Below are 15,825 nucleotides of genomic sequence, written 5' to 3' on the forward strand. Positions count from 1 at the left end.
TTTATGTATGTTTTGTTACAATCATTTTACAATATGTTTATAAAATGTTACAAGTTATTTTTCACTCTATATAAATTACTCTTTTCTTTTATAAATGTCTATACATATTTACATAAAAGTTTGAGTTTGATAGAATTGTAACTTTTATGTAAACTCTCTCTTTTATCCAGTATATACCATTAAGCAAAAGAAATACAAATCAAAAACCCTCAAGCTATTTTTTATAAAGTGAAACTGTAATCAGTGGGGGTTTTACGGGCATCCCGACCTTCTTTGTTTCTGCTGAATTTTGACATGGGGGTCTTATTGCCCAGCAAATAGCGGGATAAAGAGAAATCCCGTCAACATAAATAGGTATTTGCCGTGCCACCACTCCGCTTTTGCACATACATTATGGTGAATTCAACCTATTTTAAAGAAATGGAGGATGTTATTATGTATCCCTACAATCCATATGATCCATATAATCAATATGCGTACCAACAACCACAGTATGACTTACAAACACAATATCAATCTTATATAGATCAAGCAGAGCACACGAATCCATATGACCAAAATAGACAATTCCAACTTCCAATCTCTTTTCCTGGCACTGGAAATCGTCAATTAGAAAGACGCGTAAATGAGCTTGAACAAAGAGTTCGTCAACTAGAAAATACAGTTGAGCGCCATACACGTAGACTAAACCGCTTAAACCAACGTTTACGCACAGTAGAAAACAGACTAAACATTCCATTCGCAGCATTAGAAGACGGATTTTAATCGAGAAAATAAAGATTATATAAAGGAAGGGGCTTCCCCTTCCTTATATAAATTGACGAAAGTTTTTTCCATCTCTATACTGATAAGAGTTAATGAAATGAAACAAGGTGATAAATATGGATTTTGAAATAAATTATCTTTCCTTTTATGTTGTACAAGTAGAAGGAAAAGGTGAAGCAGTTGATAAACGCTACAAACATTTTCAAACTTTAGACGCTGAAGAATATGAAGATAGTTCCTTAAAAGAATTTTTGAATGGTGAGTTATTAAAAATATCGAAGCGAAAAGTAGAACGTCATGCAAAAACAGAACAAGCCCCAACAAAAATTGGTCGCTTTATTGTAGAAGAAGGGCACGAACTTGATTCAAACCCTCATTACAACCTTTTTAATCGTATTCGCTTTGCAGAAACAAAGGACAATTTTAAAGATATGAGCGAACCTCTCGTTTATACATATCTTGACACAAGCGCTGTACGTGGTGGTGTATTTTTAATTGCTCAGGCAAAACTACGCAAATACTTTGATGATCCATTCGTATTCGTAATGAAATGCGACTTTGAACCAAAGGTTGCTTCTATTTCTGATGAATCAACACTGATTCGTAACGTTGAAATGGCCATCACAACAAAGAATATGAAATCTATCCAATATCCGTACATGCCTGAAGAAGGTATGGTTGAAGTAGGCGAACTAAAAATACACCAAGCATCACATGCCCGCTACTTTGAAGACTTCTTAAAATTCGTCGAATACGAACGCTCTATGCCTGAAATTATGAAAACACAAGTAATGGACATGGTATACGACCAAATTGAAGATGTATTTGAAGAAGGTACGGAAGAACGCGAACAATTCGACCAAGCGATGGAAGTATGGGCTGCCAGTCCGAAACGCGAAATTATGGAACAATTTTCAACCGAAGAAGTAATGGAAGCAACTGCTCAAATCGTCGAGCATGCTCCTGAAGTCGAATTAAAACTAAAAGCAGATCATATCTCTGTGAAGGCCCTGCTTGCTGATTTCGGGGATCAAATACATATTGCGAAGGTAAATGATCGATATGTACTTATGATTGAAGCAGACACACTTACATTTGAAAAAGGCTTCTCTCCTATTGAGTTTCTGAAGCCAGATGAGCTGCAAGATGTGATTGAGCGGATTGAGAATAAGCAGCAGTATTCGTTTGATCCGAGCGGTATTGAATAAAGTGAAACTTTAATCAGTGGGGTTTTGTTCATCCCCCACTAATTATTAACCCTCACCAATCGGGCTTTTACGGGATAAATACTTCCATATAACTGTTGTTACTGGGCGCTTATAATAAGCGCTCTTTTGTTTATATTAAAAACCGATTCTACTAAGAATCGATTTTTCTGCTTTATAATAAAACATGTTTATTTTCAAATTTTTTTGATGCAAGATGACATTTGTTGCAGAATCAAATACATCCCTTCCTTGTTATACAAGCTTATTTCCATTAGAAATATCTACTTCAATATTTCTATTTGACCAAGTCCTTCTATAAGTTGTTAAGATGCAAATTTCACTTTACTACCTCAAATTTATTGTACTCGTAAAAAGATAATTGAAAACGATATTCCGGATGTTCTCTCACCCAATCGTAGGCTTCTTCTAAAATTTCCATTTTGTTTTGCAAGTCATTAAGTTCACTACATTCGTCCCTTTTCTGTTTGCACAGAGGGCAGAATCCATTCACTATTTCCGCACTCGTCGCCCTAATAGTTTTACTTTCTAAATCAACTACTAGACGAAGAATAACAGAATGCTCTTCTTTTGTAGTCACCTTCATTTCAGCAATCCGATCCTCATTCCAAAAGACACCGTTTAATTCCATCTTTACTGTGACATCTTTAATATCCAAGTCTACCACTATCACACCTCCCTTGTACAAAGCTCAATCTTACTCTTCTATTTTAAACTTTAATACACCACAACTTAAAGAGATATTAAGTTTTTTCCAATTCTTCTTTACTATAAAAGAAAGTGTAGTTAATGCTAATTGTGTGGTAAATATTATCCCAAAAACTAAAACAGTTAAAATGTTAAAGATTGTTTCCATTAAACTACACTCTTTTCTTTATATATATATTTATTTTATTAATACGGTTTAAAGCTCTTATTACGTCTTAACACTCCCAAAGCAATTATAATGCACAATCACAACAACAAGTTGATGCCTATTTAATATCAATACGCTGTTATTACATGTATGTAGTTAGAGGCGGAGGAGAAATTCATTTAACCTCTGTATTCTCCTCCATCTCAGCCAAATACCTAATCTGCCGTTCCGCTTTTCTCACTGCTGTACGAAAATGTTTTTTCAGGAGTTCTACTGTATTTTCACTTATATAATATCTTTCCGTTATACTTTCCCACGTGTCACTACTTTCAAATGTACTCCATTCAAAAGGGCGTTCTGTATTTTTCTTTAGTTCTTTAAATACCCATTTTCGCATCTTTTTTTTCGCTTTTTCTGTTAGTTTTCCGTTTTTTACAAGTTCAAGTTCACCATGTCTTTTGTATCGCTTATTAATATCTCTCTCGCTATATACTTTAAGAAGTATATTTGCTGTATTTTCAGCATCTGCTAAAGCACGGTGCTGTTTTCCTTCCCACGTTAAAGCGAGCTGTTCTACCGCAAAGTGTAAACTTGGCGTATGTTCAAACAATTCCTCATATGCTTGGAAAACAAATTTTTGCAAATCAATTCTATTTTCTTTTTCTATACTTGGGCATTCAACACCATATAATGTACAATCATGAGATAGAAAGCGATAATCTTCTTTTCCCCATGAAACAAATATAGAACCTTCGCCGATGAACTGAATAAATTTCTCTATAATTTGAGGGAATTTTTCTACACCCATTAAATCTTTTTTCGTAATACCGGTTAATTTTGTTGTATGACGAGTTAATCGTGCACTTGGTTTTACTAACTCCGAAAATTCTTCAATTATCTTCATTGTACCTATTTCTATTTTTACAGCTCCGATATCAACTATTTCTGATGGATCTTCTGATTTATACGGTCTGAAATTCCTTTCAATATCAAACACAATGAAATGTGTAGCGTTTTTCAATTTATTTACCTCTTTCTAAATTCCTTTTCACACAAACACTTTATTTTCAGTATTTATTTATTCATGTACTTTATACAAAAATACTCCGAATAAATAAATGAAAATTCAGTCTTGTTATGATATGTAAGTAGGAGGACATCTATAAAAATGCAAAAAAAAGAAGGGCGAGCCCTTCTTTTTTCAAAAATTACTTCTTGTTTACGTTAGTAGCTTGAGGTCCACGGTTACCTTGTTCTACTTCGAAAGTAACTTCTTGACCTTCTTCTAAAGTTTTGAAGCCTTCGCCTTGGATAGCTGAGAAATGAACGAATACGTCTTCTCCGCCTTCAACTTCGATGAAACCGAAACCTTTTTCTGAGTTAAACCATTTTACTTTACCGTTTTGCATGAAAAAAATCCTCCTACAATGTACCTATATGTACATATTCATTTTCAACCACCTTACAATAATAAGCCAGATATTAAAAAACTGCAACCCCTGAGGAGATTTAACATTGCTATCCTCCTCGGAAGTTACAGCTCATTTAAATCTCTATATTATTAAAAGTAAAATGGTTTAAATATACTATATCATATCAATATAATAAAAGTAAAGTTTTTTTCTTAAATTATTTTTTGTTCCCACTGCATTGCTTTTAATTCACCTGATCCGGCTACTACATAACCATCTTTTTGATTAACAATGCGCCATCCGTGCCCTTTAACTGAATCACATACTGTAACAATACCTTCTTCAAGAAGCACACGGCACACACTACTAATCCCCGCCTTATTTTGCGTTGAAGTTGTATATAAAACATGTTGATCTACACTTAAGTCTAAATAACTACTTGCTTTCTGCTCACTTTGACATGTATGCCAATATATTTTTTCACTTGCAATACTTTCATCTATTTTACAATAAGAAATATTTCCGCTAACTCCCTTGCACGATCCACTTGCCGCTACTAAATAAGAATTGTGTAAAGTCAACGCGGAGATCATTTGATTCATCGCAATTTTAATCCTCTTTAATTTACGTGTCTTCAAATCAAAGAGCCAAACACCACCATATTTAGCATGTATTTTCGTACCAATAAATAAGTAATGTTTATATAAAAATAATGATCGAATAGACGGTGCCGCACTGCCATACTCAAGAAACGGATGAATAGTTTCCCATGTCAAACCGAAATTATTAGAAAGATACAGCGTTTTTTCTCCATGAGCAACAACAGTTCCTTGTACATTGCTACATACATTCCAACTCGTTGCTTTTGTTGGAAAACGCTGAATTGTCCAGTTCTCTCCACCATTCATACTGCGAATAAAAATCCCTTCGTCACCTACACCATAAACTACATTATCTTCGCTATGTAAATCCCTAATTCGTTTTTGAAAACCATTTAAAATTCGTTTCCATTCTCCGTCTTGTTCAACAAATAAGCCATTATATGTAGTAGCTAACAGCAGTTTTCCATCTCTTAACTTTGTAATAGCAGTTGCACTTAACATTGTCTCCACGTTGACACTCCCATTCTTAGAACTTCTCAGCAAATGCAATTGCAAAATTACTGCATTTTTCAACATCCTCTTCATCTTCTGGAGCTAATTCAATTTTCAGCCCTTCTTGTACAAGCTCTGCACCGCGTTCCACAAGACGTTCTTCAAATATCGTTACCGCTTCACAAAACAGTTCATACGCTGTATCACCCGATCCGAATACCGCTACCTTTTTCCCAGCTAAATCTATATTTTCTAAGTCATCATGAAAATCTTCCGCTTCAAATGGTAATTCACCATCGCCCCACGTATAAGATCCTAAAATGATTCCATCATAAGCTAATAATTCTTCAGCGTCCATGCCTTCCATTTCTTGCAATACTACTTCATGATCAAAAGCATCTAAACTAACTTTAATTAAATCAGCAATACTCTCTGTATTTCCTGACATACTTGCATAAGCTATTAAAATTTTTGCCACTTTGGCATCCCCCTCTAACAATAAATGATTCTCATTCTCATTATATTAATAATGATAATCAATTTCAATTGATTTTTTCTACTTTTATTTACATTTCACATTACTTATTTCAAATAAGGTGAAACTTTAATCAGTGAGGGTATTCATCCCCCACCTAACTTCTTTGTTTCCGCTGAATTTTGAGGCGGGGGGCTTACTACCCGGCAAATAGCGGGATAAAGTGAAAGTTTAATGAGTCCTCACCAATCAGGCTTTTTCAGACAACCCACAAAGAGCGGAATAAATAAAAAAGCACAGATGACTATACAATCATCTGTGCTTTTTTATTATTTTTTAAAAATACCAAAAGGCTTTCCTACTGGTAAAACAACTTTTCCGAAGTGTGTATTTAACACTGCTGCAGCTGAACCGTAGAAAGATAATAATGAAATAAGAAGTTCAGAATATGCTGCTAAATTATGCATTGCATGCGGCATAACACCTAAAGTACTTAATGAAAGACCGATAAATAAGAAATCAATAAGGACGAAAATCATAAATAATACTTTATGTGTTTCCATTGCACCAATTGTCATAAAGATTGTGAAAATCAAATATCCGATAAAGGCTACACCAAGCTGTTTTGAATCTGCAGCTTGTGCTAATTTTTCGCCAAATACTCCAAGTTGAATTAACCAAGTCATTCCAACACCTAGCCAAAATAGACCGTACGCACCGAATGCTGTTGTACCGAATGTATTGTTATGCTTTGCATCATGAATGCAAGCAAAGATTTGTGCAAATCCTCCTAAAAAGATTGCCCACGGTAATACAAGTGAAACGCCATCTGTTAAGCCTAACTTTTGAGATGATGCTACAAGTGTTACCATCGCTAATCCAAATAGACCAATTCCAGATGGATCCGCTGTTGTCATTTTCACATGATGTGTAGTAGTTTGATTGCTCATATAAACCTCCTGATTATAAACATACTCGAATACAATACTTAAATCAGAAGACTATGTCAATGGTTTTTTTTGTATGTTGTCAGACGTTATATTTTATAATGATTAAATATATTTCTGACCACTTCATAAGGTTTTATATTCACTTTTCCAACTCGTTTATCGGTAGCCATAACGGAATATAATTCCCCCTACCTTCCAGCTGAAATTCCTCAGCTGTTCCGCTTCCGAACACTCCGCCTGTAATATAGGCAGCATAATAATATTCATTTCCTTTATATTTTACCTTTGCAATAAGGTGCTCCACTTGTATATGTACCCCTAATTCTTCGTATACCTCTCTTTTCGTTGCCTCTTCAGGCGTTTCACCTTCCTCAATCCCTCCGCCAGGAAAAACATAATATCTTTCCTCTTCTCGAATACGTTTTATAAGAGCGATTTTTCCTTCCTGTACAATGATAGCGGCTCCGCGATTTCTTATCATTTTATTACCTCAATACGAATCGCAACTGTTCCCCACTCTTTTTCTTGTTCTTTCGTATATATTTTGTATGTACTTTCTAACATTTCCTCTAAACTATCATTTTCACAATCCAATAATTTTTTATCGATTTGTTCATATATAGCTTTAAAGCTCTCGTATCGCTTTATTTCCGTTACTTTTACCGTCATCATTTCTGTTGTCTTAAGATTCGTAAATATGATTTCATCGTCTTTGTTTATTAGTTGACGTTTTTTATCGTATAGGCGTACTTCATATACTTTTTTCCCTGATCGAATTGACTGAAACGGTTTATTATATAAACCCATTTCGTATCGCATACATCCCACTCCCTTTTGTTCATTTCACCTATTAATACAGTTCACATTACTACATCTTGCATATAATATTCCATACGTATCACTTAATTGAGAAAGGAGGCTGAAGAAGCATGTTATATTTAAATCAAAAACCTGAATATAATAAATATGATATTGGTGATTATACTTATAGTAAAGTAGGGCCAACCATTTTTTCTTGGAACGATGAAACAAAATTGAAAATAGGTAAGTTTTGTTCATTAGCAGAAGAAGTCGTTTTCATACTTGGCGGTGAACATCGCGCAGACTGGATAACAACTTATCCATTTAATGCACTTTTTGATGAAGGAGCACATATTACTGGTCACCCTTCTTCAAAAGGTGATATCGTAGTTGGCAATGATGTATGGATTGGTTATCAATCCTGCATTTTATCTGGTGTTACAATTGGTAACGGTGCCATTATTGGTGCAAAAAGTGTTGTTACAAAAGACGTCCCTCCATATGCAATTGTGGCTGGTAATCCAGCAAAATTTATTCGATATCGTTTCCCGCAAGAAACAATTGACAAACTAGAGAATCTTGCATGGTGGGACTGGGACATTTCTGTTATAAAAGGAGCTATTCCATTACTACTTTCCGACAAAATCGACGAATTTTTCACCTCGCCCGAAAATGAATCTATATGATTAAAACAGAAAGAGCATCCAATTATTTTTCAGGATGCTCTTTCTGTTTTTATTTTTTATGTCCATGCAAATGATTACACGGAGAACATTGAAATGGAATCTTATCTAAGCAATTAAAGTTTGTTTCGCAAATTTGTTCAATCGTTGGAACAAATGGAATGACAACTATGTTACTTTCTACTATTTGTGTAACAGGTGGCAATACTGTGCCTACTTGATGTTCAAAACGAATACTCGCTTGATTTATATAATTTCCTGAACCATTTGGCGCGCTCTGTACTGCTACTTGGAACGAAACTGTCCTTGCTTCACCAGGATTTAAACTTCCGATAAGAAACCCTACTGCCGGGCTTACATTCGGCACTGGCGTATTATCAACCGTTACACTTCCAGGAACAAATCGAACACTACTATCTAACATATCTTGAAAACGAATATTTTGCATTACAGTATCACCCGTATTTGTGATGACTGTCGTAAACGTAATGACATCTCCAATTGTTGCTACCTGTAAATCTGCCGTTTTTACGACTGTCGTTGAGACATTTTGAGGAATAAACGGGATAACAACTGTATTACTATCACCTTCAACTACTACTGGCGGCTCATTCGGATTTACAGTTGCAAGCCCATTCGCTGTAGCAGTATTTGTAACTAAATTATTTACTTGCCCTCCTATTATTACAACTTGGAAATTAATAATTGCTGCATCATTTGGCTGAAAATCACCTAACGGAATACCAGTATTCGGATTAGCAAATGGAAGAGGTACATCATTTACAGTTACCGTACCATTTATAAATAGCGTATTCGGATCAATGATATCTGTTAACACAATATTGGTCACAGGAACTGTACTATCATTTATAACAGCGATTCCGTAAGTGACAACATCCCCTATCATTGCTACTTCAAAGTTTGCTCCTTTTGCAACAAATAAGATTGCAGTATTTACCGTCACTATAACTGTATTGCTTGTATCCATCACTGTAACTGGCGGCTCCCCTGGTACTAAAATATATTCTGCTAACGCCCCAGCAACGTTCACTACTGTACCACCATCCGGAAAACTTGTAATCGTAGCTTCATATGTTACAAGTGCCGTCTCACCAACTGGTATATCAGGTATCGTAAATCCAATCTGCGGATTTACCCCCGGTTGCGGAACCCCATTTATCGTTACACTATTTGGAACGAAATCAGCTTCCTGAGATAGCACATCGATAAATTGAACATTCATTGCATCAGCAGTACCAGTATTTAATATACGAACAGTATACGTTACCGTTTCTCCTACACCAACAACTGAATGGTCTACTTCTTTTAGCATATCTAAGCTACCTCTATTTACCGGCGTAACCGTCGTATTACTTGAATTTGTAATTGTAGACGGAGGTTCTCCTGGAATCAATTCGAAATCACCCGTTACTCTTGCTGTATTCATAATGCTACTAGAAGGCGGAACTGCGATTACATTTACTTCAAATGTAATTAATACACTATCCCCTACTGCAAGATCAGGCAATGCAAAACCTACAAATGGATCTAAACCTACTTGCGGAATCCCATTTATTTGTACACTTCCAGGAACGAATTCTAAACTAGGTGATGGAACATCGATAAACTGAACATTCGTTGCTGTTACCGTTCCCGTATTTGTAACTTGCACACTATACGTTAACGTATCTCCTAATCGTGTCGCTTCTTTATTTACAGATTTTATAACGCTGAATCGTCCTCTATTCACTCTAGTTATCGTCGTATTACTCGGCTCTGTTACTACAACTGGTGGTTCTCCTGGCACTAAAGTAAAGCTTCCTGTTATATTTGCAACGTTCGTAATTGTTCCTGATGACGGGATGTTTGTAACTGTCGCTTGAAACGTCACTATAACTGTTTCACCAACTGGGATATCTCCAACTCCAAATCCAGTAATCGGATTTAAGTTTGGTTGCGAGGCTCCATTTATCGTTACACTATTTGGTACAAATGACGCCCCTGCTGAAATGGTATCAACAAACTGAACAGCATTAGCTGTTACTGTTCCAGTATTTGTTATTTGAACCGTATACGTTAATATATCTCCAACGAGAGTAGCAACCCTATTTACTTGTTTAATAACATTAAATTGCCCTCTATTTACAGTTGTAAGTGTTGTATTGCTCGGCTCTGTTACTATAACTGGTGGTTCTCCTGGTACTAATACAAAACTTCCAGTTACATTTGCCGTATTGGCAATTGTTCCGTTTGATGGCGCACTAACAACGGTTACTTGGAAGATGACTTCTACACTTTCACCTGGGTTTATATCTGGAAGCGGGAATCCATTATTCGGATTGAATCCAGGTTGTAACACACCGTCTATCGTTACAGTGTTCGGCACGAATGCTATAGAGGAAGGTAATACATCACTATATTGAACATTCGTTGCTGGCACTGTTCCTGTATTTTGAACTACTGTTGTATATGTGATTGTATCGCCTACTGCAACAACCGGCTGACTCACTGATTTTAAAACATTCAAACCAGGCTCATTGATTTCTGTTAATGTCGTATTACTTGTCGTTGTTTCCGTAATAGGCGGTTCTGTTTCACTTACAGCAAATGTAGCTGTAACGTCTACAAAATTAACAATCGTTCCACCTTCTGGTATGCTTGTAACCACTTCCTGATATGTGACAAGTACAAAATCATCGACAGGTATATCTGGAACTGTAAAACCAATGAAAGGATCTAATCCTGGTGCTGGTACCCCGTTTATGCTCACACTTCCTGGTACAAATGCTACACCCGCGGAAGTAGTATCGATAAATTGAACATTCGTCGCTGGCACTGTTCCGAAATTAAAAATCAATACATCATACGTTAATATTTCTCCTACCGTCGCTACTTCTTTATCTACTAGTTTCAACGGAAAAATAAAGGCTATATTAATTGTCGTAACGACTAAATTTGTTAATATCGTTTCCGTAATCGGTGGTTCCTGCGGATTTGGTTGTGAAGTAAATGTAACATCTGCATCATTTAATATGACTTCATTATCTGGAATTTCTGTAATCGTCACTTGGAATGTGACCTCAATACTTCCACCAGCGATTAATAATGGAGTAACTGTAAATCCTATTTCTGGATTTAAACCAAGTTGCTGCACTCCACCTATCGTTACACTATTGTCAACAAACGTCGTTCCTTCTGGTATGACATCTTGGAAGAACACATCTGTAACAGGGATAATTCCTACGTTTGAAATGAGCACAGTATACGTTAATACATCCCCAACGGCCCCAGTTGCAACATCAACTGTTTTTGTTGCAGTTACTTCACCAGGAGGAGGTAACGGTATTGTAACTACCGTTGTATTACTTGAATTCGTTGTTGTTACAGGTGGCTGTAAAGGATTTAATAAGAAAGTGGCTGTAGCAGATGCTGTATTTAATACCGCTCCACGTGTAGACGGTGCAACTACCGTAACTTGGAACGTTACTGTCAATGATGTTCCAGCTGCAATATTAGGAAGCGGGAAACCAACATTTGGGTCAAATCCAGGTTGTGGCGTTCCATTTATCGTTACACTATTTGCTACAAAAGTTGTTTCTAAAGCAATTGGATCAAGGAAAGAGACATTCGTTGCTGTTACTGTACCGTTATTTCGAATGACAACAGAATACGTGTAAGTTTCTCCAAGTGCTGCTTGTTGTACAGATGAAGATTTTTGTATATTTAACTGTGCTGTGTTTACTTGCGTCACTACAAAATTACTATTTGTAACAGTCGTTATTGGAGGGTTTGCTGGATTTATAAGAAAACTTGCAGTAACGTTCGATTGGTTTCTTATATTTCCACCGCTCGGAACACTCGTCACTGTAACTTGAAACGTAATCGTAACCGTTTGCCCGACCGGAATATTTGGTACCGGGAAACCTAGCATAGGATCCGCGCCTTGCTGTACGACTCCATTTATCGTCACACTATTTGCTACAAAGGCAGTACCAGACGGAATTGGATCTTGAAAAACAATATTCGTTGCAGGAACAGTTCCTGTATTTTGAATAAGAATCGTATACGTTAACGTATCTCCTACACCGGCTTGTAGTGTATTTACACTCTTCATTACATTAAGTGATCCTACATTCACTCGCGTCACAACAATATTACTAATCGTTACAATTGTAATTGGTGGCTGGAGAGGACTTACTTGGAAATCAGCAGTGACATTCGCATTATTCGGAAGAACTCTATTTGGTGGTACACTCGTGATTGTCACTTGAAAAGTGACCGTCACCATTCCTCCTACTGGAATATTAGCAAGTGGAAATCCAGTTGTCGGGTTTAAACCTGGTTGAGGCGTCCCGTTTATTGTTACACTATTCGCTACAAAAGTGGTTCCAACTGGAATCGGATCAAGGAATGATACATTTGTCGCTGTCACCGTTCCACTATTTTGTATACGAACTGTATACGTTAACGTATCTCCTACACCGGCTTCAGTAGCACTTACACTTTTCATTACATTTAACCCTGAAGAATTCACGATCGTCATAACAGTATTACTTGGTACTGTTACAGTAATCGGCGGCTCTGTTGGATTTACAAGGAAATCTCCAGTTACATTCGCATTATTTACAACATTATTTCCTTGGGGAATTTCATCAATTAATACTTCAAATGTAACAATAACACTGGCGCCAGTAGGCAAATTATTTAATGGGAATCCAAGTTCTGGATCTGCCCCTTCTTGTAAAACACCATTCACAACTACACTATTTTCAATAAATAATGTCCCTTGGGGAATTGAATCTTGGAAAAATACATTCGTAGCTGGTACACTACCTGCATTTATGACTTCTATTGTATATACTAAAATATCCCCTACTGTTGCAACATCCGTATTGACTGCTTTCACAACTTCAAAGTTTCCTGATTGTACTGTCGTATTCACAACATTACTCGGTACATTGATTGTTACTGGTGGTTCATTCGGATTCACTTGAAAGCTTGCTGTTACATTTGCTTGATTTAAAATATCTTCATTTTCTGGATTCTGTACAATTACTACGTCAAATGTGACTACAACCGTTTGAGCCGCAGGAATATTCGGAAGAGAGAATCCTGTATTCGGATTTAGTCCACTTTGCTGTACTCCATTAATTGTTACAGAATTTGCAACAAATGAAACAGCAGAAGAAATAGGGTCTTGGAAAAATACATTTGTTAACGGAACATTCCCTGTATTTTGAACGGCAATTGTGTATGTTAAAGTGTCTCCTACTGCCGCTTGCGTTGTATTCACTTCTTTTATTACATTTAAACCGCCTGTATTAACTTGTGTCACAACTGTATTCGTTTGTCTATTAATCGTTATTGGTGGCTGATTTGGAATAACGACGAAATTAGCAGTTACATTTCCGCGATTCGCAATTGTGCCTCCTGATGGCGTTGATGTCACTCGTACTTGAAAAGTCACTGTCCTACTTCCGCCGGGAGATATATTTGCTACTGTAAACCCAGTCGCTGGATTTACCCCAGGTTGTGAAACCCCATCCACAGTCACACTATTTGCTATAAATGTCGTTCCAATTGGTATTGGATCTTGAAAAATAACGTTCGTTGCAAGTACATTTCCTGTATTTTGAATTGTTACCGTGTACGTAAGAACATCGTTAACCGTTGCAAAAGCTCTATCCACTGTTTTTCTCGTTGTTATATCAGCTATATTAATTGTCGTAACTACAGTATTACTTGTCGCTTGCCCTGAAACTGGTTGTTGACCAGGCACTGGAGTAAAGGTAAATGTTGCACTTGCACGGTTTGGAATTGGATTGACAAGAGGGTTCGATGTTACTCGAACTTGAAAGCGCACTACAGTCGTTTGCGAAGCATTAATACTTCCTAGATTAATACTACTTGCTGGATTCGCTCCTGGACGCGCTACTCCATTTACCGTAACGCTATTTGCGACAAATGTTGTTCCAGCAGGGATACTATCAACAAAAATAACATTGCTCGCAGTGACATTTCCATTATTTGTGATATTAACTGTGTACGTTAATACATCATTAAGCGTTGCCGTCTGTAAATCTACAGATTTCTGCATACTTATAGTTGCTTGATTCACTGTCGTTTGTACTGTGTTTGAAGAAGACGTACTTGTAATAGGAGGACTACCAACGAAAGGACGAAATTGATATGACACCATTGCACGATTTAAAATAGGATTGGGATTCGGGAATGATATTATTCGAACTTGAAATGTAACAATTCTTTGCGTGTTATTTGGGATTGTACCTAAATTAATTCCATTAGAAGGGTTTGCATTCGGCTGTGTTACTCCCCCTACCGTAACACTACCTGCAACAAACGTCGTTCCGTTCGGAATACTATCACGTAATACAACGTTTTCTGCACTTCCTGTTCCTGTATTTGGGACCGTAATCGTATAAGTGAGGGTATCCCCTACCCCTGCGACTGTTCTATTAACTGATTTAACAGGATTAATAATTGGACCTGTTGCATCAATTTGAACACCAAAACCAGCTGCTGCGTATCCATCTCCATTTGTAACAAATCGAACCGTTGCTGATGTTTGACTGTTTACTAAAGATGAGGAGGCATCTACATTCGTAATATCCCACCCTTGTCTTCGGACGGCCAAAGCTACCCCTAACGGCTGATTCAAATCTCCAAACGTGCCGCTCGTATCTAAATTTCCACTATCATTACAAATTTGTGACTGAAAGAAATTATTCGCAGGATTTCTCGGTCCGAATAATGCAACTGTAGCATTTGCATTCGGCCCAAAGCGAAGTTGATCTCCAACAATGTTAGAATCACCTTCTTGAGCAGTTACGAGCACTCTTCCTGTAACAGCTCCTGTTGCCGGCGTAGCAAAACCTGAAATTGTAGCATCAACTGGCGGGGATGAAGCATCGATAATTTCTTGACCTGCATATACTGACAAATTTCGAAGTGGTAAACTTGCATTTTGATACACAACCTCAAGCGTCCATCCAGCTGAACGACTGATTGTCGGGTCGGCTGAAGTTCTTGCAGCTGGCACAGCACCCGTTGTATATGTGCCTGCTCCACCTGCACTAACAAGATTTGTTACATTGGCAGAGCGAGCATAATAAAACTGATTTCCTACTGAACCTTGCTGCGCGGTAGCAGGATCTGGCGTAACAGAAAACGTCCCTGCTGGCGTTGTAAATGTAATGTTATCATTTAAAAATGGTAACACATCTTCCGTATCAGTCCGGAAAGTACCAGCCCAAACTAATTCTGCATATAATACACTGCTTCCCGCTGGAAGATTTAAAATTGCACTTGAAGAATTCAATTGCCATTCATCTGTTGTCCCTGCTGGGAACCCTGGTACTTGCAATGCTGTATTTACTGTCGTAAACACAGCAAGTGTACCAAAAATATTACCTGGTGCAGGTGATGTAGGGCTAAGTCCCAGCGTATTCCCAGTAAACGTGACGGCACCAGGTACTGTTGTCGTAAACCTATTTATAAAAGGCACACAATCATCTCATTTCAATTATAGTAAAAAGTGCTCTA

The 15,825-nt window shown here is 37.1% G+C and carries 11 protein-coding genes and 1 pseudogene; 3 read left to right on the plus strand and 9 right to left on the minus strand.

Features of this window, described 5'->3' with window-relative positions; all coding sequences use genetic code 11:
• Window positions 1-435: 435 nt before the first annotated feature.
• Complete coding sequence (locus tag ACTL4X_RS17990; protein ID WP_000283715.1) at window positions 436-765, plus strand: hypothetical protein; 330 nt, start codon at window positions 436-438, stop codon at window positions 763-765.
• Window positions 766-881: 116 nt separating this feature from the next.
• Window positions 882-1,973, plus strand: coding sequence for a DUF3900 domain-containing protein (locus tag ACTL4X_RS17995; RefSeq protein ID WP_000345034.1), 1,092 nt, complete (start codon window positions 882-884; stop codon window positions 1,971-1,973).
• Window positions 1,974-2,310: 337 nt separating this feature from the next.
• Here the strand turns inward: ACTL4X_RS17995 and ACTL4X_RS18000 are convergent, their stop codons facing one another.
• The 8 genes and pseudogenes from ACTL4X_RS18000 to ACTL4X_RS18035 all read right to left on the minus strand — a co-directional run bounded on the left by ACTL4X_RS18000 (window position 2,311) and on the right by ACTL4X_RS18035 (window position 7,597).
• On the minus strand, window positions 2,311-2,658 hold the full coding sequence (locus tag ACTL4X_RS18000; RefSeq protein WP_000227983.1) for a hypothetical protein: 348 nt from the start codon (window positions 2,656-2,658) through the stop codon (window positions 2,311-2,313).
• Between the two features lie 364 nt (window positions 2,659-3,022).
• On the minus strand, window positions 3,023-3,868 hold the full coding sequence (locus ACTL4X_RS18005; protein ID WP_000786414.1) for an exonuclease: 846 nt from the start codon (window positions 3,866-3,868) through the stop codon (window positions 3,023-3,025).
• A gap of 187 nt (window positions 3,869-4,055) precedes the next feature.
• Window positions 4,056-4,256, minus strand: coding sequence for a cold shock-like protein CspB (gene cspB, locus ACTL4X_RS18010; RefSeq protein ID WP_001179150.1), 201 nt, complete (start codon window positions 4,254-4,256; stop codon window positions 4,056-4,058).
• Between the two features lie 215 nt (window positions 4,257-4,471).
• Window positions 4,472-5,371: a WD40/YVTN/BNR-like repeat-containing protein gene (locus ACTL4X_RS18015; RefSeq protein WP_000449496.1), complete on the minus strand. Its 900-nt coding sequence runs from the start codon at window positions 5,369-5,371 to the stop codon at window positions 4,472-4,474.
• Window positions 5,372-5,387: 16 nt separating this feature from the next.
• Entirely contained in the window at window positions 5,388-5,831 is a 444-nt protein-coding gene (locus tag ACTL4X_RS18020) for a flavodoxin (RefSeq protein WP_001062752.1), read from the minus strand.
• A gap of 326 nt (window positions 5,832-6,157) precedes the next feature.
• Window positions 6,158-6,778, minus strand: a complete 621-nt coding sequence (locus ACTL4X_RS18025; protein ID WP_000070938.1) for an acetate uptake transporter — start codon at window positions 6,776-6,778, stop codon at window positions 6,158-6,160.
• Between the two features lie 86 nt (window positions 6,779-6,864).
• Window positions 6,865-7,259 (minus strand): annotated as a pseudogene (locus ACTL4X_RS18030) (NUDIX hydrolase).
• Complete coding sequence (locus tag ACTL4X_RS18035) at window positions 7,256-7,597, minus strand: ASCH domain-containing protein (RefSeq protein ID WP_441394935.1); 342 nt, start codon at window positions 7,595-7,597, stop codon at window positions 7,256-7,258. Before ACTL4X_RS18035 ends, ACTL4X_RS18030 begins: the two are co-directional and overlap by 4 nt.
• Before the next feature lie 110 nt (window positions 7,598-7,707).
• Here ACTL4X_RS18035 and ACTL4X_RS18040 point away from each other — a divergent pair, with 110 nt between their 5' ends.
• Window positions 7,708-8,265, plus strand: coding sequence for a CatB-related O-acetyltransferase (locus tag ACTL4X_RS18040; protein WP_000966303.1), 558 nt, complete (start codon window positions 7,708-7,710; stop codon window positions 8,263-8,265).
• 49 nt (window positions 8,266-8,314) lie between these two features.
• Here ACTL4X_RS18040 and ACTL4X_RS18045 read toward each other — a convergent pair whose 3' ends face one another.
• Window positions 8,315-15,787 (minus strand): DUF7507 domain-containing protein, encoded by a 7,473-nt coding sequence (locus ACTL4X_RS18045; RefSeq protein ID WP_336458670.1) that lies wholly within the window; start codon window positions 15,785-15,787, stop codon window positions 8,315-8,317.
• Window positions 15,788-15,825 lie beyond the last annotated feature (38 nt).

This window comes from Bacillus sp. RE35 (genome assembly GCF_052146655.1).
Lineage (GTDB): Bacteria > Bacillota > Bacilli > Bacillales > Bacillaceae_G > Bacillus_A > Bacillus_A cereus.